The organism is Marinagarivorans sp. (assembly GCF_982758155.1).
Map to the genome: position 1 here is coordinate 40,089 of NZ_CEXWTU010000002.1, position 26,284 is coordinate 66,372.

Below are 26,284 nucleotides of genomic sequence, written 5' to 3' on the forward strand. Positions count from 1 at the left end.
TTGGAGTGAGCATGGAACATCCTAACCCGCGCTATGTGAGTCGTTTAACAAAAGACACGCTCGCGCTTGTATTGGCCGGCGGCCGCGGCAGCCGTTTGTATGAATTAACTGATTGGCGCGCCAAGCCTGCCCTGTATTTTGGTGGTAAGTTCCGCATTATCGATTTCCCGTTATCGAACTGTGTGAATTCTGGTATTCGTAAAATCGGTGTTTTAACGCAGTATAAGGCGCACTCATTAATCCGCCATATTCAGGTAGGTTGGAGTCACTTTAAACGCGAGCTGGGTGAGTATGTGGATGTCTTACCTGCATCGCAGCGTAATTCCCCAAACTGGTATCAAGGCACTGCAGATGCGCTTTATCAAAACACGGATATTATCCGCGCCTCTGGGTGCAAGTACGTCATGGTGCTTTCTGGCGATCATGTTTATCAGATGGATTACGGCAACATGCTGGCTTACCACGTCGAAAACGAAGCTAAGTTAACGGTGTCTTGTATTGAATTTCCAATAGAAGAAGCGGCTGGCGCTTTTGGTGTTATGTCTGTTGATGCAAGTGATCGCGTGTTGGGCTTCGAAGAAAAGCCCGAAAAACCGACACCTATCCCTGGGGATGAAACCCAGTGTTTAGCGTCTATGGGTAATTACATTTTTGATACTGAGTTTTTGCTCGATATCTTAGAAAAAGATGCGGCTAAAGAAAACTCTGAGCACGATTTTGGTAAGGATATTATTCCCTCCATTATTGATAGCACCGATGTTTTTGCCTATCGCTTTCGCGACGAAAATGGCGAACGTGCCTATTGGCGTGATGTAGGTACGCTTGATGCGTTCTGGGCTGCAAACATGGAGTTGATCTCGCCAACGCCTTCGTTAAACCTTTACGATCACCAGTGGCCGATCTGGACTTATCAAACACAACTGCCACCGGCTAAGTTTGTATTTGATGATGATGATCGTCGTGGTTATGCGGTTGATTCTATGGTGAGCGGTGGCTGTATTATTTCTGGTGGTAAGCTGACTAAATCTCTGTTGTTTTCAGATGTTCGCGTGCACTCGTATGCTGAAATTGAAGAGTCGGTTATTTTGCCTGAAGTAGAAATTCATCGCAGTGTCAAAATTAAAAAAGCGATTATTGATCGTCAGTGCGTCATTCCTGAGGGCATGGTTATTGGCTATGATCACGAGCAGGACCGCGCCAATGGTTTTCGGGTGACATCGAAAGGGGTTGTGCTTGTAACTCCTGAAATGCTCGGTCAACGCGGTGGGGCTAAACCTCAGGTTTAACCTATTTAAGTGTTGAAGCATAAAAAAGCCCGCAATCGCGGGCTTTTTTATGTCTATTATCTTACAGAAATGTTAGTACTATTTGATAAGCTGATAGCCGCTGCTGCTGAGTGCTTCGAGAATTTCAGCTTTCGGATTTTCAGGTATTTTGATGTTGGATCCGGTAATTTTACGGGCGATATCTAAGTAGGTGTTAGAAACATCCATAATAGCTTGTTGTGGTAGTGGGTTGTTCTTAGCAAGCAGTTCGCGCTCTGGCATTCGGTCTTTGTTTAATAAAATATCGGGGTCATCAAAATTATTCAGCAAAAACTGCCTGAATGCTTCTTTGCTCTGTTCTTCTATTTTACCTTCGCGGTAGCTACTCCCCGTCCATATGCGCGAAGAGTCTGGGGTGCCGACTTCGTCCATATAAATGAGTTCATCGTCACCTTTTGCGTTTTTAACGTAACCAAACTCAAACTTCGTATCGACAAAAATTTGATCCAGAGCGGATAGCTTTTGGCTGATTACGTTAAAGCCTTCCCTGAGTAGTGTTTCATAGCGTGCAATGTCGACGATGTTTTTAAAGTTGAAAGCTGCATAGTTATCCACAATGTTCTGGCGGGTAATGTTTACGTCATCAGCTTCGGGGACGCCGGCAATACCTTTAAGGATCCCTTTTGTAGAAGGGGTAATGAGCAACTCGGGAAGCTTTTGATCTTTCTTAAGGCCTTCTGGTAGCGTAATGCCGCAGAAGTTTCGCTCGCCTTTAGCGTAAGCCCGCCACATGCTTCCTGTAATGTACTGGCGGCAAATCGCCTCAATCATCACGGGTTTTGCTTGTTGCACAATCCACACAAAAGGGTGAGGGATGTCCACGATGTGGCTATTTGCTAAACCTTGTTGCTTGAACTCATTAAACCAATGGTTGGCGATGCTGTTAAGCGCAGCACCTTTACCGGGTACGCCGGCCAAGCCGCCTTCACCTTGCCATATGCAGTCGAAGGCTGAAATACGGTCGCTGATCACCATAATTGCAAGCGGTGTTTCGGTTGGAATGGCGTAACCTTGCTCTTGAATTAAGCGCTTGCTATCACCGCTGTCCAGCCAGTAAACCGAGCGGACTTTACCGCTGTGGACTGGGCGAGAGGTTTTGATAGGAAGGTCGTTGTTAACAGCTAATACTTGGGAGGCAAGAGACATAAGAAACCCGGCTACAGAGGTAGTCATCAATCAAGGGAAATTTAGGTCGCGATGATACCAGCTGCCTTCCCAATCAACAATTTAGGGGCGAGGCAATAATAGTTTGTCCAAATTAGACGCAGAGTCCTGCTTTCTCAGCAAGGCGCTCGAAGAGGCGCATGCCTGGGCCTGTAACGCATCGAGCAACGCAGCTGAGGAAGCAGGAAACCAGTATTATTGGATAAAGTATTACTGCCTCGTCCCTTACCTGAAGCCTTTGTAGTTCAAGGAGTGAGGCAATTTATGCTATGGTTCTGGCCTGTTTTTAAAGCTTGAATGACCCTTTGGGAGAGTAAGGATCTGTGACTAAACGCATATTAATGGTAGCGGCTGAAAATGATGCTTTACCGAACGCAAAGGTCGGTGGTATTGGCGATGTTGTACGGGATATCCCTTTAGCGCTAGCCGAACAAAACTGCAACGTACAGGTTGTGTTGCCTGATTATGGGCACTTCGCCATTATGCCGGGAGCCGAACTGTGTGGGCAGTATCAATTGCGCTTCGCGGGTGTTACTGAGCGCGTAGAGCTCTATCGCCTGCAATCAAAGAGCCATCAACACAAAAATGTCACTTATTGGGGGCTAGGGCATACACGCTTTTCTCCATGTGGTGATGGCAGTGTGTATTGCAATGATGACGACAATCGTCCCTTTGCCACGGATGCTTCCAAATACGCTTTCTTCTGTGCCGCCGTAGGGCAGGTGATTGTGAATGGGGGTTTTGACGAGCTGGATGTTATACATCTCCACGATTGGCATGCGGCATTGTTACTCGTTCTAAGAGAGTACGACCCAAGCCTTGCCTCTTTGAAAAGCATTCATACCACTTATACGATCCATAATTTATCGCTACAAGGCGTGCGCCCGTTTAAAGGCGACGATTCCTCTTTTGAATCATGGTTTCCTCAACTGGATTACAGCCCGCATTTAATTTGCGATACACGGGCCGTCCATTGCTTAAACCCGATGCGGGCCGGCATTAACTTGGCCAACAAAGTACACGCCGTATCGCCGACGTATGCCAAAGAAATTACGCGTCGCAGTGATGTGGCTAAGGGTGTTTACGGGGGCGAAGGGTTAGAGAATGATTTGATCATGGCGCGAGAGCAGGGGCGCTTAGTGGGTGTTTTAAATGGATGCGAATACCCTGACGGCGTTAGCTATATCAAGGTGCCGAAAACACGGTTAGCCCCCGCATTGGAAAATGCGCTTTTAGGATGGGCTTCAAAAAGTGCAGAATTACTCAGTTGCCATTGGTTGGCGGAAAAGCGATTGCTGCGATGGGCGGCCAAAAAAGATCGTGGCATGTTAGTGACATCGGTGGGGCGTATTACTGGGCAAAAAGTTCGCTTGTTGTTTGCAACGCTCGCAGATGGTCAAACTGTGCTTCAACATATTCTTAATGAGCTAGACGATAAGGGAATGTTTATTTTCTTAGGCTCAGGCAACGAGCAATATCAGCGTCAGTTGTTGGAATTAGCTGGCGCAAATGCCAACTTTATTTACTTGCAAGGCTATTCCACGGCCGTGTCAGATTTACTCTATAACTCAGGCGATCTATTTTTAATGCCGAGTTCGTTTGAGCCTTGTGGCATTAGCCAAATGCTAGCGATGCGTGCCGGTCAGCCTTGTTTGGTGCACAGCGTAGGCGGCTTAAATGATACTGTTGAAGATGGTGTCACCGGATATAGTTTTAGTGGTAATTCTATTTCAGAGCAGTCCGAAAATTTAGTGGCCACGTTTAAGCGCGCTTTGCTCAATTATAAAAAACATCCAACCAAGCATGCCGCGCTTGCGAAAAAATCAAGTGCACAGCGATTTTTGTGGTCGGCAGCAGCGAAAGATTATTTAACTCAGTTATACAGGTAAGCATTTATGGCTTCTACGCCAGCGTTAACGCGCAAAGCCACAAGCCTTCTCAAGGCGCGCGGATGGGATATTGAATATTTTAAAGGTTTCATACTTGGCCTAGTGTGGTTGGATTTGTATCGCGAAAATAGTCGTTATGAAGCATTTCTGGATGTTAAAGAGGGCGAACTAAGCCAAGACGAAAATACGGTGCTGGAGCAATATGCTTCAAAGATCAGTGACGAAGTCGAGCTGGAGCGTTACCGTTTCTCATCTGGCTGTAAAGTCGATATAGATAATTTCTCCGCTAATTACACGCATGAAAGTAAACTGTATCAGTGGGCAAGCGGTGTCCATATGGCGTGTCGGATTTTAGAAGTTATGATCGAGGATGGTGATGTTGAGGCGGATGAAACAACCATTTATTTAATGGACCGTATAGCTGAAACCGTTTATCCCTTCCTGGAAAAGAAGTTCGCTAAAGATTTTTTTAGTGAGCTCAACGAGCGTCGAATTCCACCGAGTGAATGCGCAGAGCTGCTCGGACATTTACGCAGTGATTTACCGAAGCTTATCAGGGATATAACGTTGTCCTCACAGATGGTCAATCATATGCCTGCAAGCGGTGAGTACGAAGACCATGAAGAGGAGTTTCAGGGGCCAATAAGTAATGTACATAGCTATTTTGCGGGTGTAACGGATCCGTTGGCCGTGAATGATCGCATTGATCGCTTATTACCTGCTGTAATGGAGGGGCCAAAAGCAAGCCGCGTTAAACATGTGGAGGCCCTTCAACAATATGCCGAAAAGGCCTTGGGGGCCGAATGCTTCGAAGACAATGCGGGTATGTTTTGGGGCTTAATTGAAACACGCACCTATATGCGTGTATTAACGGCATTAGCTGAAGCCTATCGCACATCAATGCAGCGTGAAAAAGCCGTGGCTTGTTACGAGAAAAGTCTGTTGCTTTGCGAGGATGACAATCTGGGTGCGCGCTATTTATTAGCTGATTTATATATGGAGCTGCGACGTGTAGATGATGCGCTTGCGCTGATCGAGCGTTTTGATTCGGATCGTGGCGCAATGATGTTATTTACTAAAGCGCTAGCGCTGTTTATCAAATATGGCGATTCGAAAAAATCGTGTGCTGGGCTAAAAATGGCTATCAAAAGCAATGCTCATATTGTGCCTTTATTATTGGATAAATCCCCTATGCCTACCGAGCTTCCCGGTTATTACAGCCCTGGCGATGAAAGTGAGGCAGCATTGTATGTGGCCGAGAATCGTTTGTTGTGGCGAAACTCTGCGGGTGTAATGGCCTGGTTATCTAATGACGCATCGAACGCCTAAAATCGATTAAGGGAGGGGTTATGAAAGTATTAGTTCAGCGCGTCACGCAGGCTCAGGTTGATATTGCCGGTGAATGTGTGGGAAAAATAGAGGCCGGATTATTATTACTTGTTGGGCTTGAAAAAAATGATAACGAAAAAACCTTAGAGCGCATGCGACACAAGGTTTTAAATTATCGTATTTTTGGCGATACAGACGGGAAAATGAATCTCAGCGTTAAAGATATTGATGGCGGCGTATTAGTCGTCTCACAATTTACGTTGGCAGCAGAAACCCATAAAGGCTTAAGGCCTGGTTTTTCAACGGCAGAATTGCCACATATTGCTAAGGTTCAATACGAAGAATTTGTTGTTTTGCTAAGGCAAGAAAGTCAAAAAATTCAAACGGGCGAATTTGGCGCAGATATGCAAGTTAGCTTAGTGAATGATGGTCCCGTCACATTTATGTTAGAGCTATAAACGGCATACCGCCTATCCATTGTTAAAAGGGACGAGGAGACAATATTTCATCCACTAATACTTGAGTCGAACTCCTTACCTTCGTTGCTCAAAGCGTTGCATGCCTCGGTAACTGCTCCATGCGTTACTCTAATGACCTATATCCGTATAGGCCCCGGCATGCGCCCTTTAAGCGCCTAGGTAAGAAAGCCGATCTCTTCGCCTTATTGGACAAACTATTATCGCCTCGCCCCTAACTCCTCTTTTTTTTGCCCACAGGTATTCGATGTTCACCTATATAGAAAAAATCACGCAGCCCTTCAAAGCGATACAGGCAGAGCAACCACCTACAGAGATCTGGGCATTTTGTCGTTATTTCACAAAAGGGTACGGCAAGTTATTAATTGTGATGGCGATTTTTAGTGTGCTCACGGCATTAATGGAAGTGTCACTGTTTAGAATGTTGGGTTTGTTGATTGATTGGCTAAGCGCGTTAACACCTAGCGAGCTATGGAAGCAGCATGGCACTCATTTATTGATTATGTCTTGTGTTGTCGTTTTTGCACTGCCGCTCTGTATATTTCTTCATGGTGTTATTTTACATCAAGGCTTAATGGGGAATTATCCCATGGCTATTCGTTGGCAGGCGCATAACTATTTATTGCGGCAGAGCATGGCTTTTTATCAAGATGAATTCGCTGGTCGAATAGCAACAAAGGTGTTGCAAACATCATTAGCTGTTCGCGAAACGGTTGTTAAATTGTTAGATGTTTTTTTATATGTCGTTATTTTTTTTGGTGGCGTTGTCGCCATGGTTGCCAGCCTGGACTGGCGCCTTGCAATCCCTTTTTTAGTCTGGTTAGTCGCTTATATTTTAGTTCTTCGGTTCTTTTTACCGCGTTTAAAGGCAATATCAATGAGTCAAGCTAATGCGCGTAGCGAAATGACGGGTCGCATTGTCGATACCTATACCAATATTAATACCGTAAAACTGTTTAGCCATGCTCAGCGCGAAGCCGGTTATGCGCGCGAGAGTATGGATGGTTTTTTACAAACGGTTTATCCGCAAATGCGATTAGCGGTACAGCTTAAAACCTGTGTTTGGAGCATTAATGCGATTTTGATTTTTTCTGTATCGGCATTGTGTATCCATTTATGGTCACTCAGCATAATTACTGCGGGTGTTGTTGCCGCTGCAGTCGGTGTGATTCTTCGCTTATATGGCATGAGCCAGTGGATAATGTGGGAAGTGAGTGGGCTCTTTGAAAATATTGGTACGGTTCAGGACGGTATTAATACATTAAGCCAGCCATTAGCCATTAAAGATAAGCCCGATGCAAAACCTTTAGATTGCACCCGTGGCGCTATTTGCTATCGCAATATGAATTTTCACTATGGAAAAAGCAGCGGCATTATAGCGGGCTTTAATCTAGATATTAAGCCCGGTGAAAAAATAGGTTTGGTAGGGCGCTCGGGAGCGGGTAAGTCTACATTGGTAAATTTACTACTACGATTTTATGACATTGAAAGCGGCAGTATTACGATTGATGGGCAGGATGTTTCAGCAGTAACGCAAGATAGCCTGCGTGAGCATATTGGAATGGTTACGCAAGACACCGCTTTAATGCATCGCTCAGTGTATGAGAATATTACTTATGGCCAGCCCAGCGCCACAATGGAGCAGGTTGTTGCTGCAGCTAAAAAAGCACAAGCCTATGACTTTATTCAAGACCTGAGTGATGCGCGAGGGCGTACCGGCTTTGAGGCGCATGTGGGCGAGCGAGGCGTTAAGTTAAGTGGCGGTCAGCGTCAGAGAATTGCAATCGCAAGAGTGCTGTTAAAGAATGCACCAATTTTAGTTTTAGATGAAGCAACTTCTGCGTTAGATAGTGAAGTGGAGGAAGCTATTCAGGAAAATTTCAACGAGCTAATGCATGATAAAACGGTTATTGCTATTGCGCACCGTTTGTCGACAATTGCCGCATTGGATCGCTTGGTCGTACTCGATCAAGGAAATATTGTTGAGCAAGGTACCCATAAAGAGCTATTGGCAATGAATGGCCTTTATGCAAAATTATGGGCCCGCCAAAGCGGTGGCTTTTTAGGCGAAGACTAGTGTGCACTAATCATATAAGCTCGACCTTGGTCGGGCTAGTACAAAACTCACTCGTTGTGTTGATTCGCCGATAGCTAAATCAGCGAGTTGATAAATGATGCCGCTATTCTCTTAGCGCTATTGCTGCTCCTAACTTATCCGCGTTCTCGTATTTCTTTAATTGGGGGTTGATTTTTCTCCACCTTTTTCTTGCCGCAGCTGCAGCTCCACTGTAAATCCACACTCTTTTGCAAATATGATGAAAAATGGCATCTTGTGATCAATGGTGTTGTTGGGTTTTATTATTGCTATTTCTTCGTATGATTAATAATAATTTATGGAGAACAGTATGCAGTTAATTCGTATTAGTAGTGCAGTGGCGGTTTTGGGGTTTATCGTGTGGGCAATTTACCTGGCTAATCAGGGGGGCTCACATACTATTTTCCGGTGGTTGGCTGTGGTGCCCCACGGAGATAAGTGGGGGCATTTTATGCTTTTTGGGTTGTTAGCCCTCACCGTAAACTTAGCCTTGCGTTTCTCAACATTTAAAATATTTAGCTCTCGTATTTATTGGGGGTCGGCTCTTGTCATCACTTTTGCCCTGCTGGAGGAGTTTAGCCAATATTATATACCGGCGAGAACTTTTGACCCCGTAGATTTCGCTGTTAGCGTTATGGGCGTTACATTCGCTACTTGGCTATCGCGAAAATTTTTCACGCTTTAGGGCCGAGGGGAAAATATTTTATCCAATAATACTAGATTTGACCTCCTTGGGGACGTGCATGAAATAACGTCCCGTTTTTGAATTCCTGGGTGCACGCTTGCCTTCGTTAAAAACATTTTCAATAGCCGGCTATTACGCCATATTGTCGCCTCGTCAAGCAAGCACCCACAAACCCAAGTTCCAGCAACTTATTCCGAGCACGCCCCTTACCTTCGTTGCTCTAAGCGTTACACGCCTCTTATAAACGTCTAGGTAGAAAGCTGTATCCTTCCTCCAACTGGATAAGCTGCTATTGCCTAGCCCTTTTGAATCATGTGTCGCTAAAAATAACAACTCATCGCGATAATTCGTCTTGGCTTACCTTTGCGGCATAATGAATGCGTTGTTGCTGGGTATTAAAACGGCTGTTTTTATTGTTCGCTTGCGGAAAGGTGAATAACGCGATAACTTTTGTCACTATTTTTGTGGATATCCATGTCGAATGAGTCGCATAATTATTATTTGGGTGTCATAGTAAAATTTATTGTGTATGTGCTAAATCGGTGGGGATAAAATTCTGGGCTGTATAAGAAAAATAAAATGCAATTACCTCAATACACTAGTATTGCTGGCTAGCGCCTGCTTTTCATTCAGTGTTTGCACTTATGCAGAAGGCTGCCTTCCGTTGGAGCCTTATCAGGACGTTCGCTTGGGGATGAGCACTGCCCTCAGTGGCCCAAGCCAGCACCTGGGCTTGGCTATGCTAAAGGGGGTAGAGAAGCGAATTAAAGAAGAAAACTGTAACCCGTATTGGCTGGATAGGGGGATTCATTTCAGCTTGCGGGTCAAAGACGATAGTTATGATCCTGTCGTGGCTGAGGTTAATGTAAAGCAATTGATTCATGATGAAGGCGTGATTGCTTTAATTGGTAATGTGGGTACGCCAACAGCGAAACGAACTTGGTCAATTGCGAATGAATCCGAGGTAGTCTTTTATGCGGCCTATACTGGAGCGAATATATTACGGCTAGATCCCCCGGCGCCCTATGTTTTCAATTTTAGGGCAAGTTACGATCAAGAAATAAAAAAAATCGTTAGCGAAATTCTAGAGCAAGGTATACCCGTAAAGCATTTAGGTCTTTTTTTGCAGGATGATGCCTTTGGGCAGGCAGGATTATTAGCTGTGCAAAAAGTATTGAATGAAGGTTGTGTTGAGTGCGCAAAAGATATCTTCCAAATGCGTTATAAGCGCAATACTCTCAATATAGATAGCGCATTAACAGATTTCATTAATAAAACAGAGAAGCCCGCTGCCGTTATTCTGGTAGGGGCCAGTGAGGCGAGCGCAGACTTTATTGAATTTGCGCACCCGTTGTCACCCTCCACGCAATTTTTCTGCTTGTCGTTTACCGGTGTGTCGAAGCTCAGCGCCCGCTTAAAGGGCAGTTCTGCAAAAGTGTATATGAGTCAGGTAATTCCCCTCGAAAGTGAGCGCGAGCGCTTAATAAATTTTATATCCTTCCCGTCAGAAAAATTTGAATATTCATGGCGTGTACCTGAGGGGAATGAGATTTCCGACGAAGGGTATATGGCAACGGCTCTTTTAATGGCTGCAATAAGGACAGTGCCGCAGAGTATTGATGGGCCCAGTTTGAAAGACGCGCTAGTTCGTATTGAGCGGCGATTAAGCCCTGAAGAAGTATCCCAGGATCAGCAAATGCTTAATCAGGTTTGGTTGACAGCGTTAGGGGAAATCAAATCACAGTCTAAAGTCGATAAACAATGACAAAGCGTTTTAAAAATAAATTATATCCCTTGTTGTTACTTTTAACGGTATTGCTAGGTCTATTCTCTGTGGTTCAAGCGGTGAAGATGTATTCCGTTCACAAGCAAAACCTCGAATATTCAAAGTTGTGGGCAGAAAATAAAACGACTGAAATAGCGACTGATTTATCGGTCCGCATTAATTATGTTGCCGGTGTCGCAAGGGCCTTGGCGGATGAAATTAGCCGTGCAGGGTGTAGCCCTTGTAATATTGAAAAAAGTTTAAAACAGCATTATTTAAACAGTGATGAGTTTATGAATCTGGGCGTGGCTTTTAAGGCGTCGCAGTCAGGAACTCCCTATCGATTATATGCCCCCTTTATTCGTAAAGGGGCTATGGGGGCTGTTGTTGAGCGCCTAGATAGTTATTACGATTATCTCGCAGAGTTCGGCGGCGCTAATTATATTTTGAATCATAATCCCGAATTTTGGTTTGAGTATGCACAGCAGCATGCGGATGAGTGGCTGCCTCCGTTTTACGAAGCTGCGCTGGGCGCTTATGTCGTTCGTTACTCGTCGCCAATATTGAATGCACAAAAAGAAATTATTGGGTTGGCATTTGTCGATGTGAGTCTGGAGTGGTTAGGTGAAGCGGTTGAGCGTTACGACTTACGAGATAATAACTATTTAAGTTTGATGTCTCGTGAGGGTGATGAACTTTACCATAGCCTCAAAGGCCCCAAGCAAATTGTTACCGGTTTAGGTGGGCAGCGAGTTGGACTGGTTGCTCAATTTAAGACCCGTAATACACTAACCGGAAAGCCAGCTTGGGCAAACGGGCTGGAAGTTAAAGGTACCGGTTGGTGGTTGCAAACTTCAATAGCGATGCATGATGTGTTGCCGGGTTTTAAGTTGGATGATGAGTCGTGGCTTGCGACTATTCCTGTCGTTATTTCGCAACGTAACCCCGTTGCGTGGGTGAGTTTACTGGTATTGATATTTAGCTTGGGCTACTCCTGTATACGATTGCGGCGAAAGCGTACAACGTTGAAGTTGTTATGCTGGGATTCAACCGTTTACACTCTGTTTTTTGCTTTCGGTATTGTTGCAATTTGGATATTTGAATATGGTTCTGTTTCGGCTCAGCAAACTAATGGTGTTGTGATCGCCAACAAGGCAATAATAGAAAAATATAAAAGAGATCATGCGTTAACGTCATTAACATCTTTTGATCAAGCACCTACGTATATTCCTGTTGGTTTGTTTATTCAGTCAATTGAATTTTTAAGTGCAAGTAATGTGAGTATTACAGGTTATATCTGGCATCGCTATCGGGAGGGGCAGTCGTCGGATTATGAGACTGGAACCATATTTCCAGAAGCGATTTCAACCAATATGAATTTGGCATACGAAGAAGTTATTGATGGTGAAACGGTAAAAGGGTGGTATTTCGAAACCACACTGCGTGAAAATTTTTCACCTGATCGATTTCCTTTGGATCGGCAGTCTGTTTGGATTCGGTTGTGGCATGAAGATTTTGGTGGGAATACAGTATTAATTCCAGATATTCGATCTTACGATAGTTTAAATACGAGATCTTTACCGGGTATTGAAAAAGACTTTGTATTGTCGGGGTGGTTGCTTTATCGGTCCTATTTTGAAATGCGAAGTAATGTATACAATACACGTTTTGCTGGTTTAAAAGGTTCTGCTAGTGGTGCTATTCCAGAGCTCTATTTTAATGTGGAAGTTACGCGAAATTTTATAAACCCCTTTCTGGCGCACTTATTTCCTCTCTTTGTCGTGGTTTTAATGCTATATGCCATAGTTATAACTATGTCTACAGATCATGAAAAGAAGGACTTTCTTGGCTTTAATGCATCGGGTGTCGTTGCTTCCTGCTCCGCATTATTTTTTGTGGCTTTGATTGCGCATGTTCAAATGCGAAATGAATTAGCTGCTAACTCGGTTGTGTATCTCGAATATTTCTATTTAATAACTTACGTTTTCATTCTAATGATAACGGCAAATGCTGTTTTGTTGTCACTAAATACTAAGTTATGGTTTGTACAGTATCATGATAATCTTCTCCCAAAGCTCATATATTGGCCAGCGTTAACGTTGGGGATATTTTTGTGTACCTTATGGTCCTTTCGTTAGTGTCTTATGGATATGCTGTCGCGAAAAGCGCTAAGCTGGCGCTGTTGAGTGTTGAACCTACAGTCTAAGAGTGTATTTTGTTCTCCTGTTAGTGAAGTTATAAAAATAAAAAACAACTGCCGATAAAATTTACATCTACGTCTTTTTAACGTTACTCGCTTATTTCTGTTAGGTGGTGTGGGTTGTGTGTTATTGGTCCGGTCATATAAGCAAGTAGCAGGAATTATTTGTTAAATTAATTTTCATGGCATCACTGCTGGGTAGGTAGTGTTTTTGCCGTACCAATGTATGGCAATCATATGGCTCAACTTGACGGTGCTCAGCAATTTTCAGAAGAAGTATTAACGGCAGAGTTAGGCGAGATTCGCCAGCGTAGAAAAAATATAGGTGAGCAGGGGAGTAGTCCGAATGAGAATACCCAAGGAGAAGATCTTGTCGGCTTGGCTTGCTCTGGCGGTGGTATTCGATCAGCTTCTTTCTGCTTGGGTGTTGTCCAGCACTTAATAAAGAATAATCTTTTTAATAAAATAGACTACCTGTCGACAGTGTCTGGTGGCGGATATACCGGGTCTTGTATTAGCGCCTTAACTAAAGGTGCTCCAGGGCGTGAAGCTCTTTTGGTGGAGCGTAAAGGTAGTGAGGAGCCGGCTGCGCTTAATCATATTCGTAATTACAGCAAATATTTAGATTCTACCGGGCCTCTTAGCGCAATACGTATCCCTGTCTTAATTGTTGAAGGCGCCATTCGAAGCTTTTTTACTTTCCTCCCTATTATTATCTTGGCGGTTTTCTTCACTGAAGTTTTTTTTGAGGCATCTGGACGATTTAATAGTTTGATTCAGTGGGCCGTGCCAGCGCTGGGTATTGCCCCAATGCTAGCGGTTCTAGCTGCAAGGCCAATGTTTTTTGATCGGTTGGGTTGGCAGGGGCGGGATAAAAGTGACAGAACATTAACAAACTTTACTTTAGTCGCTTTGCTATCAATTATCTCAATACCATTTTTAATATTACTTCGAAACGCTGTTGATCTTGATTCCTATGCGTTTTTTTCCACAATAAAACACACTCTTTTTTCTAATACTTATTTATCTATTACAGGCTCTTTAGCGTTATTAGGTGCATTTGTCTTTGGAGTTATAAAGTTTAAAGGTCGAGCGATTGTTTTAATAGTCAGCATTTTGGCGCCGCTAGCATTGTTCGGTGTTTATGTTTATTTATGTGTTGTGGCAATAAATTCACCCTATGTCGAGCATGCTGGCCTGCAAGATGCGCAAAGGGAGGCAATCCTGGCTGGAGAGGATGTTGAATCTACAACGTTGGCAACCAGTATTTTGCTGTTTAATCGATTAGCGGCTAAGTCCGAAAGCGGAATGTTGCCTCCTATTATTGATGCTGGTGCTCAGCCTGAAGCTTTGAGCTCTGATGATTGCCTGTGTGCAACGGCACAAATGACATTGCCCGGGTATTCTGCAATGGAGGTATCGTTGGATGCGGTATTTAAGCAAAAGCAATTAGATTTTAGCGCTTATTGTTTGTCCGGTGTGTCAACCGAAAGCCTGCAGTTTTGCCGTATGTCTGATGCTAATTCTGAATCTGCCTTTGGGGATTATTTTCAGCGTTACTTGACCACGCAAACCCCTCCATTCATTACGTTGTCACTAGCAGAAGGTTTTTTTGTTAAGGCAAAGATGCTGGTTTTTGAAGAACTCAGAATCTTACACGGTCATGCTGAATGGTGGTTGTACTTATTAGGTTTTTTGCTGCAATGTTATAACTGGATGTTTATCAACATTAATCGTTTTTCGTTGCACTCTTTTTATCGGGATCGCTTGAGTCGTACCTTTTTAATCTCTGGTGACGATGACAGCATAAAAAATATAGATAAGGTCAAGCTGAGTGAGCTTAAAGGCGCTGAAAGTACAGCGCCATACCATATTGTGAATACGGCATTAAATTTACAGGGTAGCTCTAACCCTCAATTACGCTCACGGAAAACAGTATCATTCATATTGACTAAATTGTTTTGCGGTAGCGATATGACGGGCTATTGCAGTACTACAGATGTCGAAAAACAAGACTCTCACTTTGACTTAGGTGCAGCCATGGCTATTTCGGCTGCAGCCGCATCACCCAATATGGGTACGGTAGGGAATAGTTCTTTGTCATTCATAATGACGCTGTTAAATATCCGTTTGAACTATTGGTTGCCAAATCCCGCATTATTTTTAAATCGTGTTTCAAAAAAAGCGTTGCATTTTAAGTCTTTGGGTTTGTCTTACTTAATGAGTGAGGCACTATCAACCGTTAATGAAAGCACCCCTTATATCAATTGTTCTGATGGCGGGCATATCGAGAATTTAGGGGTGTATGAATTGCTTCGCCGGCGCTGTAAAACCATTGTTTGTATCGATGGCGAGGCAGATCCATTATTTAATTTCGACGGCCTTACAACTTTGCAACGCTATGCTGAAATTGATCTCGGTATTGTGCTAGATATCGATGTTAACGCAATTAAACCTGTTGATGGTTTGTCCGCTTTGAATTCGGTGTTGGGGCGCATCGCTTACCCCGATGGTACCGTCGGTACGTTTATCTATTTGAAGTTGTCTTTTAGTGGTGCTGAACCTGAGTATCTACACAGTTATCGCCAGCGAAATACGGCGTTTCCCCATGAAAGCACTGGGGATCAATCTTTTGATGAAACGCAATTTGAGGTTTACCGAGCCTTGGGCTGCTTTGTGGCAAAAAGTGCTGAAGGGCATTTTCATCACATACTATAAAATCATAGTTTATTTGGGTGGCGTTTTATCTATAAGCACACGCCCTCGCGTGTATTTTACTCGTAATAGCAACGCCGTTTTACGGCAACGTGGAGAACCAAAGTGAAAATAAGAAAGTATAAGTTGGAGTCTAACTTCCTGGTTGCAAACTCTAGCAGTGGAACAAAAAAATGGTTACCTCTGATTGCGTTGGCGTCATCGGTGTTTTATGGCTGTGAAATTGTTGCTGAACAAGCAGAGGCTGTAAAGTGCTCAGATAAAGAAAATTTAGCGGTAGCTGTAAAATCAAACCCTAAATTAAGCTGGTCTAAACTACATAAAGCTTGTGATGTAGAGATTCAGGAATACCAAAAGCAAGATCCTGTTGGATATACATGGTTTACAAATGCAGCCAATGGATTCTCAGGGACACCATTAGTTGTTCTTAAGTCGTTACCGGGGATCGCGCCCGAGATTTGGGGTAAACCAGAAGATAACTTCTCAAAATTTGGTTTATTTTCGGACCCTACTAATCCTAATCGGGTTCTTCCTCGTGGATTAGGTATTGCTTCTCCTGATGGTCGCCCGCTTGATGGTGATAAAAAACCGACGGGAGAAATTGACTATACAAAACCCAACTTATATATCACGACATTCTCGTGTGGTGCATGTCATAGCTCGCGGGTTAAGGTGGGTAACAACTACCATGTTATAGAAGGCGCGCCCAATACACAGTTTGATGTTAGAAGCTGGCGGCAAGCATTTATAGATACTTATATTAACTATCTAACACCAGAAAAAATTGGTAATAAAGAGGCTCCAGGTTCCACTACGAAAGCAATGTTGGCATTTATTGATGCGCAAGAGCCCGGTTACTTTGCGCGGGGGTTACCTCTACTGCCAGAAAAAGACGAGGCGGCTATTGATACGCAGCAGCGCGCTTATGCAAAGGGCGGCATCTTCACTGTTTTAAATATGGTTGCAGCTGGGGTTAAGGGCAGCGACTGGATGGTTAAGCTACAAAAAAGTGAGCACGGAAATTATGGTTATGAGGGGCATTCTCCAGCCTTAGCGGGTAACAGTAGTGGGCAGTCTGATGGTAGTGGTGATTTGTTGGCACAGCTAATTGCCTCAAGGGCGAGCTTGGACCCCAATTTAACGGAGGAAGCATTTTTAGCAACCCCACAGCCAGCAATACCTCCTTTTGCGACAGTCACTGATGCGCCGAGTGTATGGAATCAGCAAGCTCGGGCCGCGGCGCAATGGGATGGCAGTGTTTCTATGGGCTTTTGGCGGAATATTGCCGCTCAGCTCCCAATTGTTGGAATTCCAAGTAAGGTGGATCTCAATAATACGCATATTGTAGATAAATATTTAACTCACTTACCCAGTGCTCCATATCCTTTCAAAGTAGATTTGTCTAAAGCGGTAAAAGGGCAGGCATTATTTAAAGAGAATTGCGCTGATTGCCATAGCCCCAATAATAGCCGTCCATACTGGGAAATGTATACTGACTTTAACCGTGCCAAGGTCTTGAATGAAGAGGCTCGAAACCTTTTCCTTTCAGCATTTACGGCGTCTTGTCACGATAAAGAATTTAGTTATGTGGACGCTAAAGGTAAAACAATAAAGCCTTGCACTATGGATGGAGAGAAAATTATTCGCGATACAACGGTTGCTGAAAAGCAGGGGTATATGGCGAATGTTCTCGATGGTATATGGGCGCGGGCACCCTACTTGCACAACGGCTCTGTGCCGACGCTTCGTCATTTGTTGGTGCCACATGAAAGGCCTAATACCTTCTTGCGTGGTACTGAAAGTTACGATCAAAGTGCAGTGGGTTGGATTTGGAATGTTAAAGATATAAGTAAAGTATCAAAATCGGATGCGCCAACATTAATGACCTATAACACCGCCAGTGATGGATTGTCGAATCGTGGCCATGATAAAAATATTGCTATTAATGGTAAGTTCTACCGTTTGGACTGGAGCGGAAAGGCCAGCGAGGGTGATTTGGCCAGCTTATTGGAGTACATGAAAACCCTTTAACGTTACGTCTCTTAGCTTGTGAAAACATACAGCGTAAAAGTATTAATACGAAAATTTATTTGGAAATAGTTACCGCCAACCTGCTGGTTGGCGGGCGATGGAGAACAATGTGAATACAAAAAAACAGAATATGGATCTTGTTGAGCAGATTCAGTTAGCGATGATGAAAGTGACAGGGGTTAAGCGTAGGGGGCAGCACTTTAAGCAGCATGCTTGCTTAAAGGCGACCTTTACTGTGAGTGATAATCTACCTAAAGATTTAAGCATTGGGTTATTTAGTCAGCCTAAAAGCTATGAAGCTTTTGTGCGTTTTTCTAACGGTGGAAAGATGGATGATCGTCAGCCGGACATTCATGGTGTGGCGATCAAGTTGTTGGGTGTACCTGGCGAGAAAGTCTTAGAGGGGCAAGAGCACGATACAACACATGATTTCATTTTGGCCGACAACCCTCTATTTTTTATTCGTACCGCAGCAGAGTACGTACCTTTCATTTCCGATTTTGCAAAATCTTCAGCTGAAGGTAAACCGCCTGAGCGTTTTATTCAGTGGCTAAAAGAAAACCACCCAGAGGATCTACCTGTTTTCTTGGGCTTTAGTCAACAAGTCATGGATAGCCCATTAACAAGTACTTTCTGGAGTCAGGTGCCTTATGCATGGGGGGCGGATGAAAAGCGTATTTGCCGATATAGCATCACGCCCAGTAGCAGTAACCCCGCTAATGAGGAGTCATCAGATAGCCGAGCGGAAGATTATTTACGCCTAGCATTAAAAGCTGCATTAACGGAACCTGGCACGAAAGCGTCGTTTGATTTTCATGTTCAGCCGTATGACGACGTTAGCTACGATGCTGTTAATAATCCGACCGTTCACTGGGATGCACCTAGCTATAAAGTAGCGACGATTACAATTGAAGCGCAAGACTTTGATACCGCCGAGCGGGTGAAGTTTGGTGAGAACTTATCTTATACCCCTTGGCATGCACTACCAGAGCATAGTCCAGTGGGTGAGGTGAATGAGATTAGAAAGCAGGTGTACTTGGCGAGTAGCCGATTACGTCATCAGTCCAATAACGAGCCTGAATCCGAGCCGCAATCAAAAAAAGGGTGTAATGCAATGCGTTTATCTCAAGAAGAGTTAACAGCCAATATTGATGATGATTTTAAAGAAGTAGTTGATAAGTTAGTCGCTACTTTTAGTTATGGGGCAAAGCTTAAAAAGGGGCGTGCGACACATACTTACGGCGTTGCTGCTAAAGGTCGTGCGCGCTGTATTATTTCACCTGATTTCCCCAAGAATGATTTCTTTAAATTTGGTGATGAATTTCCAATTGTACTGCGGCACTCTTCACCCGGTGGGGAGAAAGATGACCGCACGCGTGATGGTTGTGCAACGTCGTTGAAATTTTTTCCGGCGGGCGCATCTGATTATTCAGGCGATGGCGAATTGGATATTTTAATGAATGCGGGTCGTCAATTGTTTGTACGAAGTATTCGTGATTTTTCGACTATGGTGCATTCGTCGTTAGAGCAGCGTACGGAGCTGTGTAAGCAAGATGTGATCATGGATAAAGAACTCACAGAAGCTTACCGTATTCGAGGTTCCTTTGCGGATTATCGCTACCATACGTGGTCTTGTTTTGAGTTTTTTGATGCAGCGGGGAATATGAGCTACATCCGTTTTCGCGTTATTGCTGGTGACCGTGGTCCCGAGCGTGGTTTGCCGAAACCTTCTTTTGAGTGTGAGGGGCAATTAACCAAGCCGCCAGAAGATACAGACTCTAGAGCTGAAGATTTTTTAAGGCAAGATTTTATTTATCGCGTGAATAACAGCGACGTGAAATATATTTTGCAAGCACAGTTACACGCGCCAGAGTCACCAGCTGTTGAAAATAGTGAAGTACTTAATCCTGCTGTAGCGTGGGATGAGACGTTTTACCCATGGATGGATCTTTGTGAAATTAGTGCGGATAGCATTATTGGCGATAATGATGAAGTCAGTGGGTTAACCATGGATCCAAATCGTAGCCCGCAATGCATAAAGATACCCCTGGCAACTAGCCCTGATCATTTTGCATCGCTAGGGCATGCTCGCGCTATTGTTTATCCCGCCGCAAGAGCCATGCGCCGCCAAGCGCCAGCGCCGCAAGAAAATTAATTTTTAAAGTTTCGGCTACAGTGGAGAATTTTTACTGTGGCCGCTTTGATCGATTCAAGGGGAGTCAACAATGTTCAGTTATCATGCCTGTGCTACGCATGTGAAAAAATTTAAGTGGTCCTGGGGCAGCGTACTACTCGTACTCATGCTCAGTATTTTTGTTATTTCACGTCTAAATGTCGCTATTGGTAGTATTGGTTATGGCCTTACGCCACCTATATTGCAAGAGTATCAAGCGTTAGAGGTCGAGAATGTTAACCCCGAAGGGTGGGGTAATAGTGCGAAATGGTTTCATCATGTGTCGCAGGGTACATCGACGTTACCTATTCCTTATGAATGGTTATTAGCGCTTGAAGCGCCGAAAAGTAGTCCTTGGTGGGGAATATTTTTTGGCTCTGATGCTGGTCAGTTCATGGGTGAATATATTTTACGTTTAGGCTTTATCAAGCAGGAAGTTTCTGCGGATAACCCTGATGGGCTGCCAATAGGTATTGCGAAAACGGAGAGCATTTACTTTCCAGGTGTTGGTCGTAAGGCGGCTGCCGGCGGTTTTACTTGCGCAGCTTGCCATACGGGGCAAGTCATTCACAATAATAAACGTTATGTGATTGATGGTGGCCCGGCAATGATCGACCTGGGCTTGTTGACGCAGTCGTTAGGTGCAGCGTTAGGGCAAACAGCGTTAGCGAGTAATCTGGTTTTTTTCAATGGCCGCTTTGAACGTTTTGCTAGTCGGGTGTTGGGAAGCAACGATAATATCGTTACACGAACAGCATTAAAGAAAGACCTTGCCAATACAATGAGTCTTTTAATCACAAAAACCGATACGATTAATGTCACTGAGGGCTTTACACGCCTAGACGCACTTAACCGTATTGGAAATCAGGTTTTTAGTGAGGATATGGACCGTAATGCTAATTATTCTCCGATTAATGCCCCGGTTAATTTCCCACATTTATGGACCACGTCTTGGTTTGATTGGGTGCAGTATGATGGCTCTATTATGCAGCCTTTAATTCGTAATACGGGTGAAGCTTTAGGCGTGTCGGCCTTCGTGGATGTGACGGCTCCAGATGATCAACGATTTGCTTCATCGGCAAATATTCCTAACCTAGTCCAAATTGAAAAATGGCTTTCCGGTACGGATCCATTCGAGAATAATAATGAATTCAATGGTTTGTTGGCTCCCAAATGGCCGTCGACGTTTCCAGCTATCGATCAGACGTTAGCCGATAATGGTAAGGTCCTTTACCAAGAGATGTGCTCATCTTGCCATTTACCTATCGTTGGCTCGGATGAGTTTTGGAGTGATGCGCACTGGGGGCCTATAGCGTATAAGAATTCATTGAAAGACGCTGAAGGCAACGATATTTTTGGCTCTGAAAAAACCTTTAAAACAACTGAAAAGTATTTGAAGTTAAATATCATACCGTTAAATAAAATCGGAACGGACCCATCGCAATCCAATGTGCTGGCGATGAGAAGCGTGGATGTGACAGGTTTGAATCTAAATACAAAAATTTGTACTCCGATAAAAGAAGATGATAGCTGGGCGTTGAAGTATGTTGATTATCGGGATAGCGCCACGGCAAATTTTGGTTTGGCATTGGGAGCATTTGTCGAGCGAACAAATAATCAATGGTTTAACCAAAATTTTGTAGCGCAAAGTGATCGCCCAATACTCGAAGGCTTACGGCCTAACTGCTTGCAGGCGGGTGCTGGCTATAAAGCGCGGCCATTAAATGGTGTGTGGGCTACGGCACCGTTTTTACATAATGGTTCGGTGGCTACCTTGTATGACTTGTTGTCGCCTTTGGCGTCGCGGCCCATTTTTGTTGAGCTTGGCAGTCATGAATTTGATGCAAAGCATGTGGGTATTGTTCAGGGGGATAAGATTAAACGCTTTAATCAAGATAAGACCCATCGCAGTCAAGAGTTTACGGCTGACTATGATGACGGACGTTTTATTCTTGATACTCGGGAGTTGGGTAATCATAATGTGGGCCATCAATTTACAGACGATAAAACAGCTGTTGGTAAAATTGGACCAAAATTAACCGAAGAGCAAAAGCTGTCACTTATTGAATTTTTGAAAACGCAGTAGTGTCAATGTGAAGCCTCTTGTATTTTAAAGAGGTTAACGTGAAGGGCTGACCTATGGGGCAGCCCTTTTTTGTGTGTGATCGAAAATTTTTACATCTACCGCAGGTATTTTAAGTACGGATTGCTGTGCTGGCCACGTCTTACTTGCTATTAAGGACGCTAGTAAGGTGGAATTGTGAGCATAATGTATTTAGTTAAAAAAATGAGATGGGTTGGCATTACCTCGATTGCGGTGCTTTCGTTGGCTTGTGTGGGAGAATATGGCGGTGGAGTGCCAGAGCGTTGCCCTGAGGGGCAGCAAGCTGAGTGGGTAAATACTGGCATATTGTTCGATGATTTTCGTGAAGGTATTGTTTGGCAAGAACCTAAGCCAATCAATGTTAACGGTAAGGTTGTGGTTTACCAGAACGTATTGTTTGTATTAGAGCCTTTTGAGGGCGTGCATGTCTTTGATAATAGCAATAGCCAAAACCCGAAAGCGCTAGGCTTTTTATTGGTGCCGGGCAATAGTGACATTGTGGTGAAGGATGATGTGCTCTACCTCGATAGTTATGTGGATTTGGTAAAGATCGGTGTAATTGAAAACGAGGCTATGGAAATTGGCCGTATTAATCTTGCATTCGGTGATGCCTATAGCCTCGACGAAAATGGTATTGTCACTGGAGCAGAGTATGTGTGTAATGAAAATTAGAGCGGTATTCTTAGCTGAGCTAATACGGTGTTGCTGTATTTTTTCGATAGGCTGTGCAGTGTTGAGCGCTGTTGGTTGCGGTAGTGATGGCGGTTCGTCTAATAGTCCAGCTTCTTCGGGTGGGACTTCAACAGCAGGTTCTACTGCTACTATGTCTATCTATAAAAATGTGCTTTATACACTGATCAATAATACCGTCATTATTGTTGATTTGGATGGCGAGGTGGAGCCGAGCAGTATTGTTAACTACGATGCAGAAACCGTGTATATCTATCAACATTACCTTTATTTGGCTGGCCGTAACGGTGTGACTATTTATGACATCAGTAATCCGATATTTCCTGTATTAACGTCCAATTATCAGCATGCGCGCGCTTGCGACCCTGTAATTGTTAACGATGGTGTGGGTTATATTACTTTGCGAAATCGAGGGGGTTGCCCTGGTGATATTAATCGATTAGAAGTGGTGGATTTTTCTGACCCGGCATTCCCTGAAAAAATCACAGAGTTTGCGATGGACTCGCCTTATGGTTTGGCCAAGGCGCCGGATTATTTAGCTGTATGCCAGCCTTCTTTTGGGCTAACCCTATTGGATGTTGAAAATTTAGGTAATATTGAGGAGATAACAAGTTACCCTCAATTTGATTGCTTCGATTTACTTTATAAGGATAGTGTTCTGGTGGTTTCTGCTGCTGATGGTATTTACCAGTTGGATGCCACTGATGAATTTCTTGTGGAGTTAAGTCGAATTCCCGTTGGTGAACCCATATAGCGCCTTTACTATTTTTTGCAATTCACAAGCGACCATTTTTTCATTAAGTCGCCTGTGGATATTGTTTATTGTGCTGAGCACAAAATTGTTAAAGCTGCATCAATGTAGCCTAATCGCTCTTTAAGGGATGCATCTGCAGGGCGAACGCCTAGTTTAATCCCTACAATGGGTAAATTCTTATGGTTGGCCATTTGCAGGCATTTATGAATTTCTGCAGTGGTCATTAGCGAGCCTTCCGCACCTGGTATTTCTGAGGTTTCTTTTGCGTGAGGCATGTGACTATCGCGCCAAGCGCCATATTCTGTTTCGGCACCTGATGCGCCTGAGAACATTAGGCCACACAGTAAACCTGCATCACGAGCTTGTTGAATGTGGGTTAGTGCGCCTTCAGTGCTGCGCATTTCTATCACCGATCTCCCCCAGTTTATGGTTAAGCCCATATTGGTCTTCAGTGATGCGTTAATTAGATTAAGGGTGTCAATTTCTTGCTTTAAGGTTAAAAAACCTTTAGCGGGTAGCTGCCCCTCTATTAATGTATCGCAGTGTTCAATAACGATTCGCGTGCCCTGCCAATCCCAGCTTTGCATTTCTGTGAGTGACTTTGTAAGCGCTTCGGTGGAGGCTGCTGTGTTGTTTTGGTTGGGCGCTGTTTGTATTTGAATTGCGCTAACAACAGGCTTGCCGCTATGCTGGTTGAGCTTGGCGATGGCATCCCGCGCTTTTTGCATAAACGTTACGGCCTGAAGGCGACCAGCTTCATCGCTGGAGGCTATACCGAAGGCTGGGTTTTTCTTGAGTGCCGCCATAATGCCGGGCACACAGGTAAATACAAATTTCCAGCTAGGGTCTATATTGTTTAAAAACCATGCGTCGTCTTCGCTGTGTAGCTGGCCGGTAAAGGGGTGCTCTAAACCCTGAATGCGATTGTCCTGCTTTAGTGCGGCGTAAAACTCGCTTTCTAACGAAGCATCCCAGCCATTGTTGCAGGGTGAAGAGGCGTAAGCGCCGACATAGTATTTCATCAAAACTCCGATCGTTGTTGTAGGCATAAAGAAGGCAGTGTAGCGAGCCGTGTCATATTTGACTATTCTAGGCGTTTAAATAAATTTTAATAAGCTGTCCAAAGTCGGCATGCTCAGGCGTTATAAAGGTATCGGTTATAAATATCGATGATACATCCGGTTAATAATTCAACGAATAAAAGGAAAAATGATATGCCAAGCAACAAGTATTTTTGCATTGTACGTAGTGAGTCGGGCAGCTGTGAGGCGCCATCGCCTGCGCAAATGGAGGCGATGTATGCCAAGTTCAACGCTTGGAAAGATACCTTTAAAGACAATATCGTGGATATGGGCGGGAAGCTGGCAGCCGGCGGCAAGGTCGTAACGGCCGATAGCGTGAGTGATGGCCCTTTTGTTGAGATTAAAGAAATTGTTGGGGGGTATATGATTATTGCTGCAGACTCTATGGCCCAGGCGATTGAAATTGTGCAAGCAAGCCCAGGTGTCGGCGGTGTGGGCTCTAATGTGGAAATTCGAGAGATTAGTAACGCTTGACCAACAGTGTTGTTGAGCACTTTTTTCGTCATGAGTACGGCAAGTTAGTTGCCGTACTCTCGCGCAAAGTAGGTGTGCAGCATTTAGCCTTAGTCGAGGATGCTGTGCAGCTTGCATTGCTGTCGGGTGTAGAGTCGTGGGCGCGAAAAGGTCAACCCGAAAACCCATCGGCGTGGCTATATAGAGCCGCGCATAATCAATTGGTGAGTGAGTTACGCCAGCGCCAAAATCGTGAACGGATACTTGCAGTACAGGGGCCGGCCTTCGAGGAGGCCTGCGAGGGTGAGGAGGCGCTGCTTGCAGATGATTTTAGTGATGACATGCTGCGTATGTTATTTGTTTGTTGTGATGATGGAATACCGCATCAGTCGCAATTAATTTTAGCTTTAAAGATACTCTGCGGATTTAGTATTCAAGAGATCGCATTGCGTTTATTTTTAACCGAAGCTAATGTTTATAAGCGTTACTCACGCGCGAAAAATATAGTGCAGGCTGCGCCCGATTTATTGGCGAAAGATTTTGATGAAACGTTCCTGCGGCAAATACCCTCCGTGCATAAAGTGCTCTATCTTCTTTTTACTGAAGGCTTTCTTTCTTCCCGTGGGGAGTATTCCGTGCGGCAGGAATTGTGTGACGATGCGGTTCGTTTAACGCTTATCTTGGCTAATCATCGATATGGTCAGGTGCCAGAAACGTTCGCGCTATTGGCTTTAATGTATTTGCACTTAGCCCGAATGGCTTCGCGCCAAAATGATGATGGGTCTCTATTGCTATTGCATGATCAGGATCGCAGCTTATGGAGTGCAACCCATATTCAGCAGGGCTTGCACTGGTTAGAAAGGTCGGCTGAAGGAGGTGTCTTTTCACGTTATCACGCCGAAGCGGGTATCGCGGGAGAGCATTGCATGGCTCCGTCTTTTCGGGAAACCCGTTGGGATAATATCGTGAGCTGTTATGAGGTAATAGAAGCCGTCTCGCCCTCGCCATTACACCGGCTTAATCGTGCGGTGGCCATAGCTGAATTGGAAGGGCCCGAGTCGGGGTTAAAGTTGTTGCAGGGCTACAGTACACCAGCATGGCTGCAGGATTCGTTTCATTGGAATGCGACCCTAGCCGATTTACATTACCGAGCTGGGAATACGGTGTTAGCTACACGTTACCGCGAGAGTGCGCTTAAAGCAGCACCCAATGCAGCTCAAAAAGCGTTAATGTTAAGCCGCTGGCGAATGCTTGATGAGCCTAACTGTGAGCCCTAGGGGCGAGGCAACACATAGTTTGTCCAATTAGGCGAGTAGATCGGCTTTCTATCGAGGCGCTTAAAGGGGCGCATGCC

At 44.4% G+C, this 26,284-nt stretch carries 19 protein-coding genes; 16 read left to right on the forward strand and 3 right to left on the reverse strand.

Annotation, left to right across the window (positions count from 1 at the left end):
• Positions 1 to 11: 11 nt before the first annotated feature.
• Positions 12 to 1,286, forward strand: coding sequence for a glucose-1-phosphate adenylyltransferase (glgC, locus tag AC3A8L_RS00525; RefSeq protein ID WP_487960252.1), 1,275 nt, complete (start codon positions 12 to 14; stop codon positions 1,284 to 1,286).
• Between the two features lie 78 nt (positions 1,287 to 1,364).
• On the opposite strand, the gene AC3A8L_RS00530 is transcribed toward glgC, so the two are convergent.
• On the reverse strand, positions 1,365 to 2,471 hold the full coding sequence (locus AC3A8L_RS00530; RefSeq protein ID WP_487960253.1) for a phosphoribosylaminoimidazolesuccinocarboxamide synthase: 1,107 nt from the start codon (positions 2,469 to 2,471) through the stop codon (positions 1,365 to 1,367).
• A gap of 341 nt (positions 2,472 to 2,812) precedes the next feature.
• On the opposite strand from AC3A8L_RS00530, the gene AC3A8L_RS00535 reads away from it, so the two are divergent.
• From AC3A8L_RS00535 to AC3A8L_RS00555, 5 genes are all read left to right on the forward strand, one after another.
• On the forward strand, positions 2,813 to 4,378 hold the full coding sequence (locus AC3A8L_RS00535; RefSeq protein WP_487960254.1) for a glycogen synthase: 1,566 nt from the start codon (positions 2,813 to 2,815) through the stop codon (positions 4,376 to 4,378).
• 6 nt (positions 4,379 to 4,384) lie between these two features.
• Positions 4,385 to 5,707 (forward strand): transcriptional repressor TCF25 family protein, encoded by a 1,323-nt coding sequence (locus AC3A8L_RS00540; protein WP_487960255.1) that lies wholly within the window; start codon positions 4,385 to 4,387, stop codon positions 5,705 to 5,707.
• Positions 5,708 to 5,727: 20 nt separating this feature from the next.
• Positions 5,728 to 6,165 (forward strand): D-aminoacyl-tRNA deacylase, encoded by a 438-nt coding sequence (dtd, locus tag AC3A8L_RS00545; protein WP_487960256.1) that lies wholly within the window; start codon positions 5,728 to 5,730, stop codon positions 6,163 to 6,165.
• 265 nt (positions 6,166 to 6,430) lie between these two features.
• The gene (locus AC3A8L_RS00550) at positions 6,431 to 8,260 is read left to right on the forward strand and encodes an ABC transporter ATP-binding protein (RefSeq protein ID WP_487960257.1); all 1,830 of its coding nucleotides are present in this window, start codon (positions 6,431 to 6,433) and stop codon (positions 8,258 to 8,260) included.
• Between the two features lie 328 nt (positions 8,261 to 8,588).
• Positions 8,589 to 8,963 carry a VanZ family protein gene (locus tag AC3A8L_RS00555; protein WP_487960258.1) on the forward strand — a complete coding sequence of 125 codons (375 nt, stop codon included), beginning with the start codon at positions 8,589 to 8,591 and terminating at the stop codon, positions 8,961 to 8,963.
• Between the two features lie 334 nt (positions 8,964 to 9,297).
• Here the strand turns inward: AC3A8L_RS00555 and AC3A8L_RS00560 are convergent, their stop codons facing one another.
• Positions 9,298 to 9,420 (reverse strand): hypothetical protein, encoded by a 123-nt coding sequence (locus AC3A8L_RS00560; protein WP_487960259.1) that lies wholly within the window; start codon positions 9,418 to 9,420, stop codon positions 9,298 to 9,300.
• 237 nt (positions 9,421 to 9,657) lie between these two features.
• On the opposite strand from AC3A8L_RS00560, the gene AC3A8L_RS00565 reads away from it, so the two are divergent.
• The 8 genes from AC3A8L_RS00565 (at position 9,658) to AC3A8L_RS00600 (ending at position 23,395) form a co-directional block, all read left to right on the forward strand.
• Positions 9,658 to 10,728 (forward strand): ABC transporter substrate-binding protein, encoded by a 1,071-nt coding sequence (locus AC3A8L_RS00565; RefSeq protein WP_487960260.1) that lies wholly within the window; start codon positions 9,658 to 9,660, stop codon positions 10,726 to 10,728.
• On the forward strand, positions 10,725 to 12,866 hold the full coding sequence (locus tag AC3A8L_RS00570; protein ID WP_487960261.1) for a PDC sensor domain-containing protein: 2,142 nt from the start codon (positions 10,725 to 10,727) through the stop codon (positions 12,864 to 12,866). The genes AC3A8L_RS00565 and AC3A8L_RS00570 overlap by 4 nt, the downstream gene beginning before the upstream one ends.
• A gap of 299 nt (positions 12,867 to 13,165) precedes the next feature.
• The gene (locus AC3A8L_RS00575; RefSeq protein ID WP_487960262.1) at positions 13,166 to 15,646 is read left to right on the forward strand and encodes a hypothetical protein; all 2,481 of its coding nucleotides are present in this window, start codon (positions 13,166 to 13,168) and stop codon (positions 15,644 to 15,646) included.
• 102 nt (positions 15,647 to 15,748) lie between these two features.
• Positions 15,749 to 17,674 carry a c-type cytochrome gene (locus AC3A8L_RS00580; RefSeq protein ID WP_487960263.1) on the forward strand — a complete coding sequence of 642 codons (1,926 nt, stop codon included), beginning with the start codon at positions 15,749 to 15,751 and terminating at the stop codon, positions 17,672 to 17,674.
• 109 nt (positions 17,675 to 17,783) lie between these two features.
• On the forward strand, positions 17,784 to 19,829 hold the full coding sequence (locus AC3A8L_RS00585) for a hypothetical protein (protein WP_487960264.1): 2,046 nt from the start codon (positions 17,784 to 17,786) through the stop codon (positions 19,827 to 19,829).
• Positions 19,830 to 19,899: 70 nt separating this feature from the next.
• A complete protein-coding gene (locus tag AC3A8L_RS00590) occupies positions 19,900 to 21,933 on the forward strand; it encodes a di-heme-cytochrome C peroxidase (RefSeq protein ID WP_487960265.1) in 2,034 nt (677 codons plus the stop codon).
• A 174-nt stretch (positions 21,934 to 22,107) separates the two neighbouring features.
• Complete coding sequence (locus AC3A8L_RS00595) at positions 22,108 to 22,623, forward strand: hypothetical protein (protein ID WP_487960266.1); 516 nt, start codon at positions 22,108 to 22,110, stop codon at positions 22,621 to 22,623.
• Entirely contained in the window at positions 22,604 to 23,395 is a 792-nt protein-coding gene (locus AC3A8L_RS00600) for an LVIVD repeat-containing protein (RefSeq protein WP_487960267.1), read from the forward strand. Before AC3A8L_RS00595 ends, AC3A8L_RS00600 begins: the two co-directional genes overlap by 20 nt.
• 65 nt (positions 23,396 to 23,460) lie before the next feature.
• Here the strand turns inward: AC3A8L_RS00600 and AC3A8L_RS00605 are convergent, their stop codons facing one another.
• Positions 23,461 to 24,417 (reverse strand): DUF4862 family protein, encoded by a 957-nt coding sequence (locus AC3A8L_RS00605; RefSeq protein ID WP_487960268.1) that lies wholly within the window; start codon positions 24,415 to 24,417, stop codon positions 23,461 to 23,463.
• Between the two features lie 192 nt (positions 24,418 to 24,609).
• Between AC3A8L_RS00605 and AC3A8L_RS00610 the strand changes: the two genes are divergently transcribed.
• A complete protein-coding gene (locus AC3A8L_RS00610) occupies positions 24,610 to 24,951 on the forward strand; it encodes a YciI family protein (RefSeq protein ID WP_487960269.1) in 342 nt (113 codons plus the stop codon).
• Positions 24,948 to 26,207: an RNA polymerase sigma factor gene (locus AC3A8L_RS00615; protein ID WP_487960270.1), complete on the forward strand. Its 1,260-nt coding sequence runs from the start codon at positions 24,948 to 24,950 to the stop codon at positions 26,205 to 26,207. The genes AC3A8L_RS00610 and AC3A8L_RS00615 overlap by 4 nt, the downstream gene beginning before the upstream one ends.
• Positions 26,208 to 26,284: the final 77 nt, after the last annotated feature.

Coding starts and splice junctions, on each gene's coding strand:
- AC3A8L_RS00550 (WP_487960257.1), top strand. CDS start 6,431: ATGTTCACCTATATAGAAAAAATCACGCAGCCCTTCAAAGCGATACAG.
- AC3A8L_RS00530 (WP_487960253.1), bottom strand. CDS start 2,471: ATGTCTCTTGCCTCCCAAGTATTAGCTGTTAACAACGACCTTCCTATC.
- AC3A8L_RS00600 (WP_487960267.1), top strand. CDS start 22,604: ATGTGTGTAATGAAAATTAGAGCGGTATTCTTAGCTGAGCTAATACGG.
- AC3A8L_RS00565 (WP_487960260.1), top strand. CDS start 9,658: ATGAGCACTGCCCTCAGTGGCCCAAGCCAGCACCTGGGCTTGGCTATG.
- AC3A8L_RS00575 (WP_487960262.1), top strand. CDS start 13,166: ATGGCTCAACTTGACGGTGCTCAGCAATTTTCAGAAGAAGTATTAACG.
- dtd (WP_487960256.1), top strand. CDS start 5,728: ATGAAAGTATTAGTTCAGCGCGTCACGCAGGCTCAGGTTGATATTGCC.
- AC3A8L_RS00555 (WP_487960258.1), top strand. CDS start 8,589: ATGCAGTTAATTCGTATTAGTAGTGCAGTGGCGGTTTTGGGGTTTATC.
- AC3A8L_RS00570 (WP_487960261.1), top strand. CDS start 10,725: ATGACAAAGCGTTTTAAAAATAAATTATATCCCTTGTTGTTACTTTTA.
- AC3A8L_RS00590 (WP_487960265.1), top strand. CDS start 19,900: ATGTTCAGTTATCATGCCTGTGCTACGCATGTGAAAAAATTTAAGTGG.
- AC3A8L_RS00540 (WP_487960255.1), top strand. CDS start 4,385: ATGGCTTCTACGCCAGCGTTAACGCGCAAAGCCACAAGCCTTCTCAAG.
- AC3A8L_RS00605 (WP_487960268.1), bottom strand. CDS start 24,417: ATGAAATACTATGTCGGCGCTTACGCCTCTTCACCCTGCAACAATGGC.
- glgC (WP_487960252.1), top strand. CDS start 12: ATGGAACATCCTAACCCGCGCTATGTGAGTCGTTTAACAAAAGACACG.
- AC3A8L_RS00610 (WP_487960269.1), top strand. CDS start 24,610: ATGCCAAGCAACAAGTATTTTTGCATTGTACGTAGTGAGTCGGGCAGC.